Source organism: Burkholderia cepacia complex sp. TUM26381 (genome assembly GCF_057439935.1).
Window position 1 is genome coordinate 2,417,278 of record NZ_CM172006.1, and the last position, 20,511, is coordinate 2,437,788.

The following is a 20,511-nucleotide window of genomic DNA, read 5'->3' on the forward strand; positions in this document are numbered from 1 at the left end:
GGCGCATTATAATCCCGCCCATGAATTCCCAAACCGACCTCCCCCCCGCCCAGACCGGCGCCGCGACGCCGCCGGCCGCCGACGATTCGGCCGCCAGTCACGCGCAGTTCGTCGACTGGATGCGCTCCGTCGCGCCCTATATCCACAAGTTCCGCAACAGCACGTTCGTCGTGGGGTTTGGCGGCGAGGTGGTGCAGCAGGGGCTGCTGAACGCGCTCGTGTCCGACATCGCGCTGCTGCAGGCGATGGGCATCCAGATCGTGCTGGTGCACGGCTCGCGCCCGCAGGTCGAGGAGCAGCTGAGCCTGCATGGTGTCGAATCCGAGTTTTCGCACGGCCTGCGCATCACCGATGCGCGCGCGCTCGAATCCGCGAAGGAAGCGGCCGGCGAAGTGCGTCTCGACATCGAGGCCGCGATCAGCCAGGGGCTGCCGAACTCGCCGATGGCGCACGCGCACATCAGCGTCGTGTCGGGCAACTTCGTGACCGCACGGCCGGTGGGGATTCTCGACGGGGTCGATTTCGCGCATACGGGCATCGTGCGCAAGATCGACGCCGAATCGATCCGTCATTCGCTCGCGAGCCGCAAGCTCGTGCTGCTGTCGCCGCTCGGCTTCTCGCCGACCGGTGAAGCATTCAACCTGTCGATGGAAGACGTCGCGTCGGCGGCCGCGATCGCGCTGCGCGCCGACAAGATCATCTTCCTGACCGAGGCGCCCGGCATCGTCGACGACGAAGGCGAGCTGGTGCGCGAAATGTCGCTCGACGCGGCCGCCGAGCTGCTCGATTCCGGCAACGTCCAGGGCGACGACGCATTCTTCCTCAAGCACTCGATTCGCGCGTGCCGCGGCGGCGTGACCCGGGCGCACCTGATCCCGCAGTCGCTCGACGGCAGCATGCTGCTCGAACTGTTCCTGCACGACGGCGTCGGCACGATGATCTCGTACGAGAACCTCGAAAGCCTGCGCGAAGCGACGCCGGACGACGTCGGCGGCATCCTGTCGCTGATCGAGCCGCTCGAGTCGGACGGCACGCTGGTACGCCGCGGCCGCCACCAGATCGAACGCGACATCGACCACTTCTCGGTGATCGAGCACGATGGCGTGCTGTTCGGCTGCGCGGCGCTGTATCCGTACCAGCAGGAGAAGATCGGCGAGATGGCGTGCCTGACGGTCGCGCCGGAAGCGCAAGGCTCGGGCGACGGCGAACGCCTGCTCAAGCGCATCGAGCAGCGCGCCCGCGCGCGCGGCCTCACGCACATCTTCGTGCTCACGACGCGCACCGAGCACTGGTTCCTCAAGCGCGGCTTCGTCAAGGTCAGCGTCGACGACCTGCCGGAAGACCGCCGCAAACTCTATAACTGGCAGCGCAAGTCGCTCGTGCTGATGAAGCAGCTCTGAGCACAGGCACGACTGCCCTCCCCCCAGACCGATTACAGGAGAAGTACACGATGGCTCGAATGATCCAATGCGCGAAGCTCGGCAAGGAAGCCGAAGGCCTCGATTTCCCGCCGCTGCCGGGCGAACTCGGCAAGCGCATTTACGAGAGCGTCTCGAAGGAAGCGTGGCAGGGCTGGCTCAAGCAGCAGACGATGCTGATCAACGAAAACCGCCTGAACATGGCCGACCCGCGTGCGCGGCAGTACCTGATGAAGCAGACGGAAAAGTACTTCTTCGGCGACGGCGCGGACCAGGCGTCCGGCTACGTGCCGCCGACGGAAGGCTGACGACGTGACGCGCGGCGCCGGCAGGCTGCCACGCGATCCGACGAAAAACGGCACCGTGTCTCGCACGGTGCCGTTTTTCTTTTCGGGGTGAGCGATCGGCGCGAGTCAGCCCGCCGGTTTCAGCGCGCCGCCTTCGCCCGGCTGTTGCGGGCTCCCGCTCGCGTTTTCGGCGCCTCCGCCTTCGGTGCCCCATTCTGCCGCATCGCTGCGCTCGGCCGTCGACAATTCGTCGGCGCGATACCCGGTGCGATTCAGCAGCGCCAGCATGCAGACGAGCGACACGAGCGCATAAAGCCCCGATGCGACCGCGACGCCGACGATGCTGCCCGTCGCGTTGAGGATCGCCTGCGCGAGCACCGGCGTGCCGCCGCCGACGACCAGCGCACTCAGCTGGTACGCGAGCGACAGGCCGGTGTAACGGATGTTCGCCGGGAACACGCGCGCGAGCACGCCGCCGACCGCGCCGTAGAACATCGCCGACGGAATCGTCGAGATGCACATGCCCGCGACGGCCACCCCGTACGAACGCGTCGCAAGCGCATGAAACATCACGGGCATCAGCACGATTTCCGGAATCAGGATCCAGCACATCGCGCGCCGCATGTCGACCTTCGACACGAACCACGCGCCGACCGGCTGCATCAGGAACTGCACGACCAGCGAGATCGACAGGATGCCGAGGAACGTGCCCTGCGCGTAGCCGAGTTCCTTCGTCGCCCACGACAGCGCGAACGTGCTGCGGAAGTACGTGACGTTGATCACCGGCAGCGTGCCGGCCGCGAGCAGCACGACCACCCAGTGATCGCGCACGACCTCGCGCAGCGGCAGCTTCACCGTGCGCTTGCGCGCGAGCACGCGCTGCATGTCGGCCGACTCCTCGAGTTTCAGCCGGATCACCATGCCGATGATCACGAGCACGGCCGACAGCAGGAACGGAATGCGCCAGCCCCACATCAGGAACGACGGCGTCGGCAGCGCGCTCAGCGCGAAGAACGCGGCCGTGGCCAGCAGGTTGCCGGTGGGCGAGCCCTGCTGCGCGAACGCCGCATACAGGATGCTGCGATGCTTCGGCGCGTTCTCGCTCGCGATCAGCACCGCGCCGCCCCACTCGCCGCCCACCGCGATGCCCTGCAGCACGCGCAGCACGACGAGACCGGCCGGCGCCCAGACGCCGATCTGCGCATAGCCGGGCAGCAGGCCGATGCCGGTCGTCGCGAGCCCCATCATCACCAGCGTGATCACGAGCGCGGTCTTGCGGCCGACGCGATCGCCGAGATGCCCGAACACGATGCCGCCGAGCGGCCGCGCGGCGAAGCCGGCCCAGAACGTGACGAACGCGAGCAGCGTCGCGACGCCCGGGTCCATCGTGCTCGCAAAGAACACCTTGCCGAACACGAGCGCCGCGGCCGTGCCGTAGATGTAGAAGTCGTACCACTCGATCGTGGTGCCGACGAACGCCGCGAAAGCGGCGCGACCGGGCCGCGGCTGCGCGGCGCTAGGGGATTGCGGACGGCTCATCGATGTCTCCGTGTTGTTGATCGGGGGCGCGACTCGCGCGCGCCTTTCCCGGGTGGCCGGCATCGCGCCGCCGGCCGGCGGCGTCGTGTCAGTCGGGTGCCGGGTCCGTTGCCGTTTTCAGCACGCCGGCGTCGAGCAACTGCTGCTGAAGCGCGCGATCGATACCGAGCCGGTCGAGCACTGCACGCGTGTCGCGGCCGAGCGCGGGCGGCGGCGACCGATAGGTCGCCGGCGTGCGCGACAGCTTCACCGGCGACGCGGTACCTCGATACGCGCCGATCTCGACGAACAGGTTCCGGTGCAGCGCATGCGGATCGTGCGCGACGTCGGCCACCGTGCGCACCGGCCCGCACGGCACGCCGGCCGCCATCAGGTCGCGCGCGAGTGGCTCGCACGCGTGCGCGGCGAGCCGCGTTTCCAGCTCTGCCTTCAGCTCGGGCCGGTGCGCGCAGCGGCTGCGGTTGTCGGCGAAGCGCGGATCGCTTGCGAGCGCCGGCGCACCGAGATGCGCGACGAGCCGCGCGAACTGCCGGTCGTTACCGACCGCAAGGAAGATCGGCACGGTCGCCGTGAGGTAGCTGTCGTAGGGCGCGATGTTCGGATGCGCGTTGCCGCTGCGTTCCGGCACGCGCCCCGAACCGAAGAAGTTCGGCAGGTGCGGATGCAGCAGCGACACGCCGCAGTCGTACAGTGCGATGTCGATCGACTGCCCCTGCCCGCTCCGCTCGCGCTCGGCCAGCGCCAGCAGGATGCCGGCGAGCGCGTTGAGCCCCGTGACCATGTCGACGATCGGCAGGCCGATGCGCGTCGCGTCGCCATCGCGTTCGCCGTTCACGCTCATCAGCCCGGCCATCGCCTGGATCACGGCGTCATAGCCCGGCAATCCGCCGAGCGGGCCGTCTTCGCCGAAGCCCGTCACCGCGCAGTGGATCAGGCGCGGGAAGCGCGGCTGCAGGTCGCGTGCGTAGTCCATCCCCCAGCGTGCAAGCGTGCCGGGTTTGAAGTTCTCGACGAGCACGTCGGCCTCTTCGAGCAGGCGCCACAGGATCGCGCGCCCTTCGTCGCGCGACAGGTCGAGCGCGAGCCCCTCCTTGTTGCGGTTGACGCCCATGAAATACCAGGCCGTATCGCCGAGGAACGGCGGCCCCCAGCCGCGCGTTTCGTCGCCGGCAGGCGGCTCGATCTTGACCACGGTCGCGCCGTGATCGGCGAGCGCCTGCGTGCAGTACGGCCCGCCGAGCACACGGCTCAGGTCGACGACTTTCAGGCCGTCCAGCGCGCCGCGGGTCGCGTTCGTCGTGCTCATCGCTCGACCTCCGGCAGCAGGTCGAGCGCCGTGTCGAGTGCGACCGGCAGGCCACGCAGCAACGCGTCGGACGCGGCCGATTCGTCGTCGCCCGACACCGGCGCGAACGGATCGACCGGCAGCAGCTTGTGGCGCACGATCAGGTGCGCAAGCGCGAGGCGCCTGAAATCCGGCGCGAGCCGCGCGCCCTCGCAGGCCATCAGCACGGCCGCGCTCGCGTAATACAACGCGGACGCGGCCTGCCGCACGCGCGCGTCGTCGCCTTCCGCCGCAACCCGCGCAAGCGCATCGCATGCGCGCCCGAGCACCCGCCGCAGCGCCGTGCGGCTCGCATCGGGCAGCGGCGCCGCACCCAGACGATCGCCCAGGAACGTGCGCAACGCATCGAGCGCATGCTCGCGCTGGGCAGCCCGCGCGACGTCGAGCGCGACGATGTTGCTCGTGCCTTCCCAGATCGAACCGAGATGCGCATCGCGCACAAGCCGCGCGTCGCTCCATTCCTCGATGTAGCCGGTGCCGCCGCGCACTTCCATCGCATCGCCCGTCACGCGACGCGCGTCGCGGCATGCGCGGAACTTGATCAGCGGCGTCAGGATCCGCACGCAGCGCGCGGCCTGCTCGTCACCGGCGTCGGCCTGCGGCAGCAGCAACGCGATCTGCATGAACATCGCGCGCGCCGCCTCGGCCGGCAGCAGCATCTTCATCAACTGGCGCTGCATCAGCGGCATCTCGATCAACTTGCGGCCGAACGCCTCGCGATGCGCGGCAACGTGCAGCGCCTCGTTCAGCGCGCGCCGCATCAGCCCCGCCGCGCGCACGCCGTTCGACAGCCGCGACATGTTGATCATGTCGGCCATCTGGTGAAACCCGCGGCCGGTCTCGCCGATCAGCCAGGCCTGCGCCCCTTCGAGCGCGATCTCGCCGCTCGCCATCGACCGGCTGCCGAGCTTGTCCTTCAGGCGCACGATCCGGTAGCGGTTGCGCGTGCCGTCCGGCAGCGTCTTCGGCAGCAGGAACAGCGCGAGGCCCTTGATGCCGTCCGGCGCGCCGTCGGGCCGCGCAAGCACCATCGCGAGATCGGCGTCCGCGTTCGAGCAGAACCACTTGTCGCCGGTCAGGCGCCAGACGGTCTCGCCGCGCGCATCCGTCTCGCATGTCGCGCGCGTCGCGATGCGGGCGACGTCGGAGCCGGCCGCCTGCTCGGTCATGAACATCGCGCCCTGGTACAGCGTGTCGAAATCACGCGACGCGAGCATCGGCAGGTAGCGCGCGACGAGCGCCGGATCGCCGAAGCGGCGCAGCGTGCGCGTCAGCGAATCGGTCATGCTGACCGGGCAGCACAGCCCGAATTCCGCCTGTACGAACAGGAACGTCAGCGCGTACTTGACGAGCGGCGGCACGGTTTCGGACCCGTGGCTGAGCGACGCGAGCCCGAGCTCCGCATAGGCGACGCGCTCGAGCGCGACATACGCGGGATCCTTGTCGATCCGCTGCACGGCCTCGCCGCGCCGGTTGCGATGCTCGAGCACGGGCGGATGCTTGTCCGCGCGCGACGCCCATTCGTCGAGTTCGCCCGACACGCGCGCACCGAGCGCGCGCAGCCGCGGTTCGAGTTCGGCATAGTTCGCGTCGCCGAGATGCAGCTTCAGCAACGCGCCGAGATCGGGATCGGCGGTAAAGAAATCGATCCCCCGGCTGTCGGGGATGTTGGATGCGCCGGCGTCCGGCGTGCGAGCGGTGTCGTTCATGCGTGCGTCTCCTGGGTTGCCTGCACGTCGGCTGGAGGCGCCGCTGCGGCGCCCGGCCAGTCCCGCGCAAAGCCTTCCGCAGAGCGTAGGCGCGCGATCGATAAGCGTCCAATACAGGATTTATCCGGTACGATAGATATCGCTTATCGATGCCGACGCCGGGAGGAGACATCGTGGAACTGAGGCAGTTGCGCTACTTCGTCGCGGTCGCCGAGGAGCTGCATTTCGGGCGCGCGGCGAAGCGCCTGTTCATCTCGCAGCCGGCGCTGAGTTTCGACATCCGCAAGTTCGAGGACGCGCTCGGCGTGCAGCTTTTCTCGCGCACCAACAAGACCGTCGCGCTGACCAACGCGGGCGAGGTACTGCTCGGCGAAGCCCGCCGGCTGCTGCTGCAGGCCGCCGAGGCTGAGCGCCTGACGGTGCGCTCCGCGTCGGGCCTCGCGGGCCGGCTGCGGATCGGCTTCGTTCATTCGATGCTGTATCGCGGGCTGCCCGACGCCGTGCGGCGCTTCGAGGCCGACTATCCGGGCGTCGAGGTCGTGCTGAGCGAGATGAACACGCACGCGCAGGTGCAGGCGATCCAGCGCGGCCAGATCGATCTCGGCTATGCGCACTGGGGCCACTTCCCGCCCGAGGTCGAATCGGTGCCGGTCTATGCCGAGCCGTTCGTGTGCTGCCTGCCGGCCACGCATCCGCTCGCGCGGCGCAGACAGGTCGCACTCGCCGCGCTCGCGGCGGAACCGTTCATCCTGTTTCCGCGCGAAGCCGCGCCGCACTATCACGACCTGATCATCGCGCAGTGCGTGAACGCGGGATTCAGTCCGCTGATCCGCCATGAGGCGCGGCTGTGGCAGACGATCCTGTCGATGGTCGAGTTCGGGATGGGCATCGCGTTGGTGCCACGCGTGCTGCAGCAGGCGAAAAGCGACCGCCTCGCGTTCCTGCCGCTGAAGGATGCGTCGCTCGAATCGCGCACGCTCGCGCTGAAACGCAGCGGCGCCGCCGAACCAGTTGCGCTGCGCTTTGCCGACTACGTGCGTGCGTCGATCGACGCGCTGCCCGCGCTCGCGGGGTGAGCCGGCGGACGGCGGGCAGGTTCTTGCGCGTACCTGAAAAAAATTTGCAGAAAGGGCTTTACGAACCCCAAAAGCTCTGACATAATTTCAGCTTCTTTGGGCGGTTAGCTCAGCGGTAGAGCACTGCCTTCACACGGCAGGGGTCACTGGTTCGATCCCAGTACCGCCCACCAAAGAATTCAATGACTCACGGCCGATATGACGCGTCTCGTAACCTAAGCGTACGGAACGTCATACGGAAATTGTACGTGAGCTTCTCAGGCCAGTCCCGGCCGCAGCAAGCCCTTCCCTAGTTTTACATCGAACTTCGCGGCAGTCCGGTGGGCTTTCGCGCGCTCGTGCCTCTCGGCTCATCGTGCCGCAAATCAGAGGCGCGCCACCCTTTCAAGCACCGCGCCTCCCGGCCTGCTCACACGCCAGCACGTCTACCGATACTCATCGATTTCAACTACACCGCCAATCGATTCGATGAGCTTGCGGGTGTCCTCTGACACATACGGGACACGATCACCAGCTTCGTTGTCCCAGTAGCAGAAGAACCGCATCCGCGCGGCAGACTTTTCGATTCGCTCCCGGAGGCCATCGCGCGGCAACGAAAGGCGATCGATCAGGTAACGCAGGTGTGGCTCCAGCCTATCACTTTGAACAGCAGCCTTGCTTTCCAACGCCCAAAGATTGAGCTTGCCCGGCCGGGTGCTGAGGCGACCAGACGGCAGCAGATAGGGCTTTCCTCGCGTAATCGTCCGAGTTGGGAACACGCCAAAGAATGCAGTCCACACATCCGGGTGCGTGTCCTCCGACGAGATGATGAACGTCGCGTGTGCCAGCGCGCTTTCGGGAGGCGTAGGTGAGTCAGGGTGCATAGTCATGGATGTTGTCAATAATTACGCCTTTGAACTCGACATCTCCGCTGTCATGGAAGATGACATTGTCGGCAGGCCCTAAGCCGTTTGCTGGCTTCAGGATGTGCAGCATCTGCCCGAATGTCTTGCGATCGTACCCAAGCATCTTGGCCGCAAAGTTCGGGTTGTTGGTCGCGGCAGCGAGCGATTCGATGCTATCGCTGACTTGGCCTCCGATGTAATCGAACGGTTGCGCGTCGCCAAGCAAGGAGGATGCGCCGCCCGGCAAGGCCGATGCACCTCCCGCCCCCGCACCTGCGACGCCCTCCAGATAGCTCATCAACCCGCCTGCCGACACGTCACTAGGTGTCGCCCAACTCGGCATGGGCTTGTCGACCGGCAGCGCGGCCATTCCCGGCACGCTGGCGAATCTGTTGGCTTTTGGGAAAGGCGGTGTTGTGGGAGAGCCTCCGGCAGAGCCGCCACCGCCGCCACCCACCGGTCGATCTATGGACACAGACACTCGCCCGTCTTCTATGGCTGACTTTAGCGCGGCAACCGGATCGCTACTATGAAAGCCCAGGCCTAGCTCTCGAACGTAGTCGGAAGCTCCGCCCGTAAGGCCCGCGTACTTCGGCCAGTGCAGCATCAAGTCAGACACATCGCTGCGTTGGCTGGCCGTCCGATTCGCACTGCCAGAACCCGCCGCGCGCGTCAGCGTAGCGCGTTTTCCAAAACCCAGATCAATTGTCACTGAAGCCATGAATCTCGTTCTCCGTATCGGCTTCGCAGGACATAACGTTGCTCTCTCAACGTTAGGCCAAGCACTTCAAAGCCGATACTTTAGCAGGAGTGTCCGGACGGCTTCGCTTCAATGCCTCGTTCGATTCTTCTCGATGTGAGCCGCACCGACCTGACCGAACTGGCCCACCAGTTGGAGTTCCTTCATGGCCTTTAGGCGCTGGCTGGCTGGTGCAGTGTGATCTTGGGCGATCTCAGCCAAATTCTGCGTGGCCTTGTGTTCGTTCCACATACTCGAAACCGGCGCGAGACGGATCGCGGCATCCACTTCGTTGTACAAGGCGCAGTCGGCCAGGTGCGCGGCCCACCCAATCGGCATCCCGCAGAACTCAAACAAGCTTCCAAAGGCGATGTCGAACGCCGCGCGAGCGCCCTTGCCCTCTACTCGAAGGCGGATGTATTGATCGAAGTGGGCGCGGTGTTGCTCACGAAACTGCGTGTCGCGAAAGATGGTGTCGTGGTTGACGCGCTTGTCCGTGGATTTAAGCTTCATGTTTCGTACTCCATAGTTAAGTTGATAAATGCTTGTTGTTATATGGTCTTGTTCTGGCGCACAGCTGCGAATCGATCCAGAGTGCGGAAGACAACTGCAACGTGCCTTGCCGCTCGTTGAAGTCCGACGCACGAACCTTGATCAACTCGCCGGGTCGCGATGCCGTGTGCAGCAGCCCCTTGATGAATGTTGCGAGATCAGTCGCGCACGCCACGATGAGCGAGCGCCTTTGGTCGACAGTCAAATAGCCTTGCCTGCCCTTCCCTACGCCACGGAACGCGCTGACCCTGCGCCACGCTGCGTCGCTCGCGTAGAGGCCGTCCTTGAACGCGAGATTCATCGCTGCTTTGAATGAGGACAGGTGGCGGTTGGCTGTGTCCTTGGCTCGGCGGATCGCTTCCAGATCGTCCGATTTGGCCCTCTTAATCAGCCCGTCGCGCCAGTCGCTTATGTGAACGCTAGTGAGTTTGTCCAGAGCCACCTTAGCCACCGGCGCTTTGTACACGTGCGTTTCGAATCGTGCCTCAGCATCGTCCGCAGTCTTATCGCGCTTGTTTGCTCTCAGACGGGCGACATATCGCTTACATGCTTGCTCAACGTTCACCGATTCGAGCAGCACCACGCCGCGAGCCTCCGTGTCGGCCCACTCCCGCGCGGCGGTTGCCGCGTCTTCGAATGTCTCGACATGCCCTAACGACTGGTATTGCTGGCGGCCCGTGGACTCGTCGCGCTGGCGGGCGATCCATGTTCCCTCCCCCTCGGAAACCCGCCTGTACCCTACGGCCAGACCCTTACGAAGAACACACCAATACGGCTCGCGACGGACGGCCAAACGCGCCCTTGCGTCAGCGCTGATGATTGAAATTTGCTTGCTCATGACTACGGATTCCGTACGGAAAGAGCACGGAAAATCGCCTAAAGAGGCAGATCACCGTGCTCGATGGAAATTCGTAAGTCATTGATTCATTGTGATTCTCACTTCTTCGCGCATGGCTTTTCGGTCATCCACGCGCCTTCACACGGCAGGGGTCACTGGTTCGATCCCAGTACCGCCCACCAAAGAATTCAAGGGCCTGCGTCTCACGACGCAGGCCCTTTTCGTTTTGGCTCGCCGCCCTTTCACGACTGCCTACTTCGGAGCCTATGCCCCGATTGCGGAATCTCACCGCCGACTCCCTTCCCGTACAACCGCGGTAAATTCATCGCCTTTGCCGGCAACCATATTTCCGATCCAACCAGGCACCGGCATCACCCCGGCAAGCCCGTCCGGCGCCCTGAAGTTTTCCGGCCGCCATTCAATCCCTCACATCGGCACACTTCGCCGAAGTGCACTTTCTCAAACGCTTGTCCACCGACGCCACGCAATTCGCCCAACATTGGCAATTCGCATTGGCGAACAATCAGACGAATAAGACATTCACCATCTGATCGATTCCCTTTTCGCCAATCGGAAGCAGGCACGCCGGCGCGACCAGCGTACCCTGCATCGTCAAAAAGCCCATCAATTTCAATCGTGTAGCTACGGAACCTTCAATACGAAAGAGGGAAAACCGCGATTGTAATTATTGGTAATTGTTATGTAACATTTGTCCGAATTCGGATGCATAGAATCGTTTCGCCATATAACAGCCAGCCGAATCAGCATCGCATTTACGGCACGAAATCATGACTTGCGATGATGAGCTGGCGATAGAACCAGAATACCCATGTCATCAGAGAACAACGACTACACCCTGTGGCTGACCGGTTTGAGTGGCGCCGGCAAGTCGACCCTCTCGCACGAAATTGCCGGGCAGCTGCGCGCCCGCAATGTGCCGGTCTGCATCCTCGACGGAGACGAGTTGCGTGCAGGCGTTTCGCCGGATCTCGGCTTCACGCGCGAGGACCGTACCGAAAACTGTCGCCGCACGGCCGAAATCGCGAAATTGCTCAACAGGCAGGGGATCGTCGCAATCGTCGCGCTGATCTCGCCGTACGAGGCCGACCGGCAGCGGGCACGAGACATCATCGGGTCGAATCGGTTCGTCGAGGTCTACCTGAAAACCGATATTGCCACCTGCTCCGCGCGGGATCCGAAGCAGCTTTACGCAAAAGCGATCACCGGCCAGACGACGCAATTTACCGGCATTTCCGATCCGTACGAAGTGCCGGCCGCCCCCGATCTGATCGTGGATACGGGAACGCTCGATATCGCCGCATCGGTCGCGCTCGTGATGAATTTCGAGCGCCAGCGCTTCGCGACTGCGTAACCGCTGCCTGCCGTCATTTCGCTGCCGGGCGATACCTCACACTGCCCGCCGCCGAACGGGCCGCTTCGAAAGCCGGCCCGACCTCAGATCCCGTCCGAACGAGATTCCGTATGCCCCCGCGCACGATCGCAATCGCACCCGCGCGGGGTACCTCGCTTCACGACTACCCCACCCGCGCCGCCGTCGCGTCGAACGCGCGCTTTGCCTTGTCGACGATCTCGTCGACTTCTGCTTCGCGAATCACGAGCGGCGGCGACAGCAGCATCCGGTCTCCGGTCGCACGCATGATCAGGTTGCCGTTGAAGCAGAAGTCGCGGCAGATCGTGCCGATATCGGCGTCCGCGCCGAACCGCTCGCGCCGGTCGCGGTCGCGCGCCAGCTGGACGCCGGCGACCAGCCCCGCTCCCGCAATCTCCCCGACGACCGGATGATCGCCCAGCGCATCGCGCAGCCGCCGCTGGAAATACGGTCCGATATCGTTCCTCACGCGCTCGACGATCCCTTCGTCGCGCAGCAGCTTCAGGTTCGCGACCGCGACGGCCGCCGCCACCGGGTGGCCCGAGTACGTGAGGCCGTGATTGAATTCGCCGTTGTCGATGATCGGCCGCGCGACGCGCTCGTGAATGCCGACCGCCCCCATCGGCACGTAGCCCGACGTGAGGCCCTTCGCCATCGTGATCAGGTCCGGCTCGAAGCCGAAGTGCTGGTGTGCGAACCATTCGCCGGTGCGCCCGAACCCGCCGATCACTTCGTCGGCAACGAGCAGGATGTCGTACTTGCGGCAGATCCGCTGGATTTCCGGCCAGTAGGTCGACGGCGGGAAGATCACGCCGCCCGCGCCCTGGAACGGCTCGCCGATGAATGCCGCGACATTCTCCGCGCCGAGTTCGAGAATCTTCGCTTCGAGCTGCTGCGCACGCGCGAGACCGAACGCTTCCGGCGTTTCGCCCGGCTGCGCTTCGCCGAAGAAATACGGCTGGTCGATGTGCACGATGTGCTCGACCTTCGACGGCATCTGCTCGTGCATGTAGCCCATCCCGCCGAGCGTGCCGCCCGCGATCGTCGAGCCGTGGTAGCCGTTCTTGCGCGAGATCACGTACTTCTTCTGCGGCTTGCCCTGCACGCGCCAGTACTGGTGCACGAGGCGCAGCACGGTGTCGTTGCCTTCCGAGCCGCTGTTGCAATAGAAGAAGTGGTTGAAGCCGGCCGGCGTCACTTCCGCGAGCATCGCCGACAGCTCGATCACCGGCGGGTGCGTGGTCTTGAAGAACGTGTTGTAGAACGGCAGTTCCTGCAGCTGGCGGTACGCGGCGTCGGCGAGTTCCTTGCGGCCGTAGCCGACGTTCACGCACCAGAGACCGGCCATCCCGTCGATCACCTTGTTGCCGTCCGAATCCCACAGGTAGACGCCGTCGGCCTTCACGATCACGCGGCTGCCCGCGCGGTTCAGCGCGCCCATGTCCGAGAACGGGTGGATGTGGTGCGCGGCGTCGAGCGCACGGTATTCGGCGGTCGAGTGCGGCGGAAAAGCTTCGTTTCGATCGGTCATGTTTCCTCCGTAAAACAGCGCCGCACGTTCACACGTGCAGCAGCAGATGCCTGCGTTCCCACGAACTGATCACGCGGAAGAACGCTTCATATTCGGTTTCCTTCAATGCCAGGTAGGCCTTCACGAACTTGTCGCCGAGAATGCCGGCGAGCGGTTCGCACGCGGCCATCAGCGAAATGCCCTCTTCGAGGTTGCGCGGCAGTTGGTAAGGCAGATCGTAGCCGTCCGATGCGATCGGCTCGGTCGGCGCGAGCTGCTGCGTCATCCCGAGATAGCCGGCGGCGAGCGTCGCCGCGAACACGAGGTACGGGTTGCAGTCGACGCCCGGAATCCGGTTCTCGATGCGGCGCGCGACGGGGCTCGACTGCGGGATGCGGAAGCCGACCGTGCGGTTGTCGTAGCCCCACTGCACGTTGATCGGCGCGGCCATGAAGCGCGACAGCCGGCGATACGAATTGATGTACGGCGCGAAGATCGGCATCAACGCCGGCGTGTACTTCTGCAGCCCCGCGAGATAGCTGTGGAACAGCGGCGACACCGAGCCGTCATCGTCGGCGAACAGGTTCCGCCCGGTGTGCATGTCCGCCAGGCTCTGGTGAATGTGCATCGCGGATCCCGGCTCGTTTTCCATCGGCTTGGCCATGAAGGTCGCATACATGTTGTGACGCAGCGCGGCCTCGCGCACCGTGCGCTTGAACAGGAATACCTGATCGGCCAGCGGCAGCGCGTCGCCATGCACGAAGTTGATTTCCATCTGCGCAGCGCCGACTTCGTGGATCAGCGTCTCGATATCGAGGCCCTGCATTTCGCAGTACTCGTAGATATCCTCGAACAGCGGATCGAACTCGTTGACGGCCTCGATCGAATACGACTGGCGGCCGGTTTCCGCGCGCCCCGTGCGGCCGACGGGCGGACGCAGCGGCAGGTCGGGATCGGCGTTCATGTCGACGAGGTAGAACTCCAGTTCCGGCGCGACGACGGGCTTCCAGCCCTTTTCCTTGTACAGGTCGAGCACGCGGCGCAGCACGTAGCGCGGCGAGATTTCGACCGGCGAGCCGTCGAAGTGCACGCAGTCGTGGATCACTTGCGCGGTCGGATCGACGGCCCACGGAATCAGGCAGATCGTCGCCGGATCGGGCACGCACACCATGTCGGGATCGGTCACACCGGTCAGCGTGCCGTCCTCGGGATAGTCGCCGGTCACGGTCTGCACCATCACGGCCTGCGGCAGGCGCATCGATTCGCCGGATTCGAATTTGTTGCGCGGAATGATCTTGCCGCGCGCGATGCCGGCCATGTCGGGAATGATCGCCTCGACTTCGGTGATGCGGTGCTGTCGCAGGAATTCGCTCAGTTCGGGTTGCATGATCGGCCTCGTTCAGTCGACGTCGGATGCGGCCGGCGACGGCATCGCGCCGCCGGCCGCATGAAGGCGGTGCGTCATGCGCGCGCGGCACGCCGCGCCGAATGCCGCAAAAATATCGCGCGACAGCGGCTGTTCCGCGTAGCGCCATTCGGGATGCCACTGCACGCCGAGCGCGAACGCACGTGCACCGCGCACGCTGACGGCCTCGACCAGCCCGTCGGGCGCACTCGCTTCGACGGCAAGCCCCGCGCCCAGACGCGCAATGCCCTGGTCGTGCAGCGAATTGACCGTCGCCTCGTGCGCGCCGCGCGCGACCCGCTGCAGCAGGCCGCCCGGCGCGAGTCGCACGACATGCGCGGGACCGTATTGCCGTTCGAGCGGATCGGCGGGCCGTTCGCGATGATCGTCGAAGCCGTTCGTCGCGTGCAGCCGCTGATGCAGCGTGCCGCCATACGCGACGTTCAGTTCCTGCATGCCGCGGCAGATCGCGAGCACGGGCACGCCCGCGTCGATCGCCGCGCGGATCAGCGGCAGCGCGGTCGCATCGCGCGCCGGATCGTGCAGCGTATCGGGCGCACTCGCGTCACCGCCGTAATGATGCGGTTCGACGTTCGAATAGCTGCCGGTAAACAACAATCCGTCGACGGCCGCGACGATCGCATCGGCCGGCTGCCGCGCGCCGAGCGCGGGCAGCACGAACGCCAGCACGCCGGCGCCGTCGACGAGTGCGGCAAGGTACTTCTCGCCTGCCGTGTGGTTCGGATGCGCACCGCGCAGGATACGGTCAGCGGTGACGGCTACGATCGGTCGTGCGCGCATGGGCGTCTCTCCGGTAATCGCACACGACACGCTCGCGCGCGGAACGATGAAGGTCCGGGGAGGCGCCGCCTGCGCGCGCCATCGCGCAACGGATGCGCATGCGCAATCCTGCCGCGTGGACGATGCGGCAACAGGCGGTGCGGCCCGGGACGGATGCGGAAAAGGACGCTAGGGCAACAACGATGCGCTGCCGTCGCACTGCACCGCGCTGAACACGTGCGCGGATACGAGGTTGAAGCGGCGCAGGCCGCGATGGGAAATGGCGAAGAAACGAGGTTCGCGTAACGGGGCGGCACGCGTGCCGCGATCAGGGCGCCGGTTCGGCCCGGCCTGAGGCGGCGCGCCCGCCGACGGACTTCGCGTCCGGCGTATCGAAGGGCTGGCGGCTTTCACGATCGTACTCGACTGGCTGATGGAGGCAGGACACGTGTCGCAATGCTGCGCGGCGACACGTCAGCAAGATGTCTCGCAGCGGATGCCGGCGCAGTACAGCCATCGTCGATGGCCTCGCCGCCGGTGCGCGCGTGACGACTTCCTGACATTCAGCTTATATCACCTAAAAATTGCGTCAAATTTTCAGGTGCGGATGACGATATCGATCAGACGAAAAAAGACAAAAAAAACGGCATCGATCCGTGAGATCGATGCCGTTTTGTGCATTGCGTCGGCTCGCACGGTGCGCACCGACGGATCGCGACGCCCCTGCTCCGCCGCGCTGCCGCACGCGTGCGGCCCGCGTTCAGCGATGCGCGAGCGCGGTTTCGACGAGCGTCTGCAGCAGCGGCACAATCCGCGCTGCACGTGCTTCGTCGTACGCGTACGGGCGCGTCTCTTCCATGTAGGTGATCTGCGACAGTTCGAGCTGCACGGCCTCGACACCGGTATCGGGCACGCCGTAGTGGCGCGTGATGTAGCCGCCCTTGAAGCGCCCGTTCGCGACGGCCGTATAGCTGCCGTGCGCGAGCACCCGTGCAGCCAGCGCCTCCGCGAGACCGGGCGTCGCGCTCGCACCGCTCGACGTGCCGAAATTGAAGTCCGGCAGGCGGCCTTCGAAGAAACGCGGCACGTGCGAGCGGATCGAATGCGCTTCCCACACGAGCACGCGGCCGTGTTCGCGCTTCAGGCGCGCGACCTCGCCCTGCAGCGCGCCGTGATACGGCAGCCAGTAGCGGTCGCGGCGGCGCATGATCTCGTCGTTGCCGGGCAGCGCATTCGCCGGATAAAGCGGCGCCTTGTCGAACGTATCGACCGGCACGAGCCCCGTCGTGTCCTGCCCCGGATACAGGTTCTCGTTGTCGGGCGGGCGGTTCAGGTCGACGACATAGCGCGCATGCGACGGTACGAGAATCGACGCGCCGAGGTCGGCCGCAAAACCATACAGCCGCTCGAGATGCCAGTCGCAATCGTCGACGAAGCGCGCATCGGGCGTCATCGTCGCGGCGATGTCGTCGGGGATGTGCGTGCCTGCGTGCGGGATCGAGATCAGCAGCGGCAGCGTGCCCTGCTTCAGCGTGAATACAGCCGGTTGTTCAGTCATGTCGCCTCACCGTAAGAGTCCGCCGGCGCACGCGTGCGGCGTGCGCCGGTTGCCGCGCGTCAGCGCAGCAGTTGCGCCAGCGCGGCGCGATAGTCGGCATACGCGACGGCTTCGTCGCGATGGCGGCGGCCGCTCACGACGCGTTCGCCGCCCGTGTAGACGTCGAGCACGGGCGTCTCGCCATGCTCGGCGAACACGATGCCCGACAGCCATGCCGTGCTGCCGTGTTCGGCGATCGCCGGATGGTCGGGATCGAGCACGAGCCAGTCGGCGCGGCAGCCTTCGCGCAGCGCACCGACGCGCCGCCCGCTCGCCTGCGCGCCGCCCGCGAGCGACGCGTCGAACAGGCGATCGGCGACGTGGGCCTGCGACTCGCTCGCCAGCACGTTGCGCGCGCGGTGCACGAGCCGCTGCCCGTATTCGAGCAGGCGCAACTCCGAGCGCCAGTCGACCGACGCGTGGCTGTCCGAACCGACGCCGATCACGCCGCCCTGCGCGAGATAGTCGACGGCAGGGAATACGCCGTCGCCGAGATTCGCTTCGGTCGTCAGGCACAGGCCGGCGACCGCGCGACGCTTCGCGAGTGCGGCCGTCTCGGCCGCGTCGACGTGCGTCGCATGCACGAGGCACCAGCGCGACCCGACATCGAAACGATCGAGCAGCCATTGTACGGGGCGCGCGCCGTAGGCGCGAACGCAATCGTCGACTTCGGCCGTCTGCTCGGCGATGTGGATATGCACGGGCGCATCGCCGGGCAACCCGTCGAGCAGCGCACGCAGCCCGTTCTCGGACACCGCGCGCAGCGAGTGCGGCGCGACGCCGTAGCGCAGCCCGCCATGCTCGGGCGCCGCGCGACGCATCGTGTCGAGCAGTTCGAGCAGGCCGTCGGGCGTGTTGATGAAGCGGCGCTGGTCTTCGCGCGGCGGCTTGTTGCCGAAGCCGGCGAACTGGTACGACACCGGCAGCATCGTGATGCCGATGCCCGCCGAACGGGCGGCATCGACCACGCGCGTGCCGAGTTCGGCGATCTGCGGATAGCGCGAACCATCCTGCGCGTGATGCACGTAGTGGAATTCGCACACCGACGTGTAGCCGCACTTGAGCATCTCGACATACAGCCAGCGCGCAATCGCCGCGAGCGCGTCGGGCGTGATCTTCAGCGCGAAACGGTACATCAGGTCGCGCCAGCTCCAGAAGCTGTCGGCAGGATTCGCCCGGTATTCGGTGAGTCCCGCCATCGCGCGCTGGAACGCGTGCGAATGCAGGTTCGGCATGCCGGGCAGTACCGGCCCGGCCGCACGCGCGATGCCTGCCGGCGCGTCGGTATCGGGCGTCACGCCGGTCAGCGTGCCGGCCGCATCCCAGCGCAGCAGCACGTTGCGGCGCCAGCCATCGGGCAGGTAGGCATGGTCCGCGAACAACATGGTGTCAGTCATTGCGAGTCCTTATTGACCGGATCAAGCGCTTCGGCGTCTCGTCCGGCCGCGTACCGCGGTCGGCAAGTGCGAGCGCATCAGCGCGCCTGCCCCTGCTTCGCGGCGATCGACCGGCGTGCGCGCTGGCGCGCACGGCCCGGTCCCATGCAAAGCGTCGATCGGGCCGGGCACGTCATTACCCGGCCCGGTCCGATCCATTGCAACACTATCCGTTCATCCGGCGGAATACCGTCGTGCCGCCGCGAACGACCTGCTCGCACAGCGGCCGGCCGATCCAGTACGCAAGCTCGGACAGCGAGCCGACCGACCACGCGGCGAAGTCGGCCTGGCGACCGACCTCGAGCGCGCCGTGGCGATCCGCACGGCCGAGTGCCGCAGCCGCATGGCGCGTGACGCCCTGCAGCACCTCGGGCACCGTCATGCGGAACAGCGTGCAGCCCATGTTCATCGTCAGCAGCAGCGATTCGAGCGGCGACGTGCCGGGATTGTGATCGGTCGCAAGCGCGATCGGCACGCCGTGCTTGCGCAGCAGCTCGATCGGCGGCAGTTGCGTTTCGCGGATGAAGTAGTACGCGCCGGGCAGCAGCACGGCGACCGTGCCGGCCGCCTTCATCGCCTCGATGCCCGCTTCGTCGAGAAATTCGAGGTGGTCGGCGGACAGCGCGCGGTAACGCGCGGCGAGCACCGTGCCGCCCGCGTTCGACAGTTGCTCCGCATGCAGCTTCACGGGCAGCCCGCGCCGCGTCGCAGCCTCGAACACGCGTTCGGTCTGCGCGAGCGAGAAGCCGATCCGTTCGCAGAACACGTCGACCGCGTCGACGAGCCCCTCGTCGGCCAGCGCCGGCAGCATCCGGTCGCACACTTCGTCGATGTACGCGTCCGCACGGCCCGCATATTCGGGCGGCAGCGCATGCGCACCGAGGAAGGTGGTATGGACGGTGACCGGGAAGCGTTCGCCGAGCTGGCGCGCGACACGCAGCATCTTGCGTTCGCTCGCGAGGTCGAGCCCGTAGCCCGACTTGATCTCGATCGCGGTCACGCCTTCGGCGAGCAGCGGTTGCAGGCGCGCGGCGGCCTGCACGAACAGCGTCGTCTCGTCGGCTGCGCGTGTCGCGCGCACCGTCGACACGATCCCGCCACCCTGCCGCGCGATTTCCTCGTAGCTGACGCCCGCGAGGCGCTGCGCGAATTCGTCGGCACGCGTGCCGCCGTACACGAGGTGCGTGTGGCAATCGACGAGACCCGGCGTCACCCACGCGCCGTGCAGGTCTTCGCGCTGCCAGTGCGCATAGCCGTGCGGCAGCGCGGACAACGCGCCGAGCCAGACGATCGTGCCGGTTTCATCGGCGGCGATCGCCGCATCGTCGATCGTCTCGTCGGGATGGCCGTGCGGACACAGCCTCAGGTGATGCCAGACAGTCGGTTTCATGCGTTCAGTCTCGTTCGCCGATGGCGAGCGATACGGCGAGCAGCGCGCCGCTACCGCTCACGACGACGTCAAACGCACGCCGCGGCCCGTCGAGCCGCAACGTGTCCAGTTCTTCCAGCGCGTGGTGCGTGCCGTCGAGTTCAACGTCAACCGCACCGGCCGCGCAAAACAGCAGCACGGTATCGGCGTGCGCGATGCGGTGCGCGCCTGCGCGCCACACGTCGAGCGTGCCCCGTGCGGCCGAGCGGCGCGTCATCAGGTTGAAGTCGCGCGTCGCGCCGTCGTGCAGCGTCGCGTCGATCGCCGTCTCGCCCGCGAAATCCGCACGGGCCAGCGGTGCATCGAGCACGTGTTGCACTCCGCCCGCTTCGGCCAGCGTCATGCCGGCGCCGGACAGCAGCACGAGCGTGCGGTCGATCCCGTCGAAACGCGAGAACGGCCCGGCCATGCCGACATCCGCGACGCTCACGCGCCACGCGAACGCGTCGAGCGCGGCGCCCGGCGGGAACGCGCCGATCTCGCGCGTCACGCCGCCGCCGTTCTTCCACGGCGACGCGACGAGATCCGCCGCGCGGATCAGCGTCGCGCTCACCGGCGCCTGGTCGAGCGCCGTCAT

At 66.2% G+C, this 20,511-nt stretch carries 18 protein-coding genes and 1 tRNA gene; 5 read left to right on the forward strand and 14 right to left on the reverse strand.

What is annotated here, in order from left to right; genetic code table 11:
- The first annotated feature begins 20 nt into the window (after nt 1-20).
- A complete protein-coding gene (argA, locus tag ACWMMN_RS11310) occupies nt 21-1,400 on the forward strand; it encodes an amino-acid N-acetyltransferase (protein ID WP_014896599.1) in 1,380 nt (459 codons plus the stop codon).
- Between the two features lie 50 nt (nt 1,401-1,450).
- Nucleotides 1,451-1,726, forward strand: coding sequence for an oxidative damage protection protein (locus ACWMMN_RS11315; RefSeq protein WP_006478357.1), 276 nt, complete (start codon nt 1,451-1,453; stop codon nt 1,724-1,726).
- Nucleotides 1,727-1,831: 105 nt separating this feature from the next.
- Here the strand turns inward: ACWMMN_RS11315 and ACWMMN_RS11320 are convergent, their stop codons facing one another.
- From ACWMMN_RS11320 to ACWMMN_RS11330, 3 genes are all read right to left on the reverse strand, one after another.
- Nucleotides 1,832-3,244, reverse strand: coding sequence for an MFS transporter (locus tag ACWMMN_RS11320; RefSeq protein WP_342702520.1), 1,413 nt, complete (start codon nt 3,242-3,244; stop codon nt 1,832-1,834).
- Nucleotides 3,245-3,332: 88 nt separating this feature from the next.
- On the reverse strand, nt 3,333-4,550 hold the full coding sequence (locus ACWMMN_RS11325; protein WP_059233690.1) for a CaiB/BaiF CoA transferase family protein: 1,218 nt from the start codon (nt 4,548-4,550) through the stop codon (nt 3,333-3,335).
- Nucleotides 4,547-6,298 (reverse strand): acyl-CoA dehydrogenase family protein, encoded by a 1,752-nt coding sequence (locus ACWMMN_RS11330; RefSeq protein WP_059233689.1) that lies wholly within the window; start codon nt 6,296-6,298, stop codon nt 4,547-4,549. The genes ACWMMN_RS11325 and ACWMMN_RS11330 overlap by 4 nt, the downstream gene beginning before the upstream one ends.
- Before the next feature lie 173 nt (nt 6,299-6,471).
- On the opposite strand from ACWMMN_RS11330, the gene ACWMMN_RS11335 reads away from it, so the two are divergent.
- Together ACWMMN_RS11335 and ACWMMN_RS11340 are read left to right on the forward strand one after the other, a co-directional pair.
- Nucleotides 6,472-7,374, forward strand: coding sequence for a LysR family transcriptional regulator (locus ACWMMN_RS11335; RefSeq protein ID WP_340624280.1), 903 nt, complete (start codon nt 6,472-6,474; stop codon nt 7,372-7,374).
- Nucleotides 7,375-7,472: 98 nt separating this feature from the next.
- Nucleotides 7,473-7,547 (forward strand) — tRNA-Val (locus ACWMMN_RS11340).
- 252 nt (nt 7,548-7,799) lie between these two features.
- On the opposite strand, the gene ACWMMN_RS11345 is transcribed toward ACWMMN_RS11340, so the two are convergent.
- The 4 genes from ACWMMN_RS11345 to ACWMMN_RS11360 all read right to left on the reverse strand — a co-directional run bounded on the left by ACWMMN_RS11345 (nt 7,800) and on the right by ACWMMN_RS11360 (nt 10,387).
- Nucleotides 7,800-8,237: a DUF4279 domain-containing protein gene (locus ACWMMN_RS11345; RefSeq protein ID WP_340624613.1), complete on the reverse strand. Its 438-nt coding sequence runs from the start codon at nt 8,235-8,237 to the stop codon at nt 7,800-7,802.
- Nucleotides 8,227-8,979 carry a hypothetical protein gene (locus ACWMMN_RS11350; RefSeq protein ID WP_340624281.1) on the reverse strand — a complete coding sequence of 251 codons (753 nt, stop codon included), beginning with the start codon at nt 8,977-8,979 and terminating at the stop codon, nt 8,227-8,229. The genes ACWMMN_RS11345 and ACWMMN_RS11350 overlap by 11 nt, the downstream gene beginning before the upstream one ends.
- A 108-nt stretch (nt 8,980-9,087) precedes the next feature.
- Nucleotides 9,088-9,510 (reverse strand): hypothetical protein, encoded by a 423-nt coding sequence (locus tag ACWMMN_RS11355; protein ID WP_342702545.1) that lies wholly within the window; start codon nt 9,508-9,510, stop codon nt 9,088-9,090.
- A 16-nt stretch (nt 9,511-9,526) separates the two neighbouring features.
- On the reverse strand, nt 9,527-10,387 hold the full coding sequence (locus ACWMMN_RS11360) for a hypothetical protein (RefSeq protein ID WP_342702547.1): 861 nt from the start codon (nt 10,385-10,387) through the stop codon (nt 9,527-9,529).
- An 829-nt stretch (nt 10,388-11,216) separates the two neighbouring features.
- Here ACWMMN_RS11360 and cysC point away from each other — a divergent pair.
- Nucleotides 11,217-11,759: an adenylyl-sulfate kinase gene (gene cysC, locus ACWMMN_RS11365; RefSeq protein WP_059233686.1), complete on the forward strand. Its 543-nt coding sequence runs from the start codon at nt 11,217-11,219 to the stop codon at nt 11,757-11,759.
- Between the two features lie 163 nt (nt 11,760-11,922).
- Here the strand turns inward: cysC and ACWMMN_RS11370 are convergent, their stop codons facing one another.
- The 7 genes from ACWMMN_RS11370 to ACWMMN_RS11400 form a co-directional block, all read right to left on the reverse strand.
- Nucleotides 11,923-13,308, reverse strand: a complete 1,386-nt coding sequence (locus tag ACWMMN_RS11370) for an aspartate aminotransferase family protein (RefSeq protein ID WP_486422672.1) — start codon at nt 13,306-13,308, stop codon at nt 11,923-11,925.
- Between the two features lie 28 nt (nt 13,309-13,336).
- A complete protein-coding gene (locus ACWMMN_RS11375; protein ID WP_059233684.1) occupies nt 13,337-14,674 on the reverse strand; it encodes a glutamine synthetase family protein in 1,338 nt (445 codons plus the stop codon).
- Nucleotides 14,675-14,686: 12 nt separating this feature from the next.
- Nucleotides 14,687-15,493: a gamma-glutamyl-gamma-aminobutyrate hydrolase family protein gene (locus tag ACWMMN_RS11380; RefSeq protein ID WP_059233683.1), complete on the reverse strand. Its 807-nt coding sequence runs from the start codon at nt 15,491-15,493 to the stop codon at nt 14,687-14,689.
- 739 nt (nt 15,494-16,232) lie between these two features.
- Nucleotides 16,233-17,030 (reverse strand): N-formylglutamate deformylase, encoded by a 798-nt coding sequence (hutG, locus tag ACWMMN_RS11385; protein WP_059233682.1) that lies wholly within the window; start codon nt 17,028-17,030, stop codon nt 16,233-16,235.
- 59 nt (nt 17,031-17,089) lie between these two features.
- Nucleotides 17,090-18,466 (reverse strand): formimidoylglutamate deiminase, encoded by a 1,377-nt coding sequence (locus ACWMMN_RS11390; protein WP_174994622.1) that lies wholly within the window; start codon nt 18,464-18,466, stop codon nt 17,090-17,092.
- A 205-nt stretch (nt 18,467-18,671) separates the two neighbouring features.
- Nucleotides 18,672-19,895: an imidazolonepropionase gene (gene hutI, locus ACWMMN_RS11395; protein WP_486422673.1), complete on the reverse strand. Its 1,224-nt coding sequence runs from the start codon at nt 19,893-19,895 to the stop codon at nt 18,672-18,674.
- 4 nt (nt 19,896-19,899) lie between these two features.
- Entirely contained in the window at nt 19,900-20,511 is a 612-nt protein-coding gene (locus ACWMMN_RS11400; protein WP_486422674.1) for a HutD/Ves family protein, read from the reverse strand.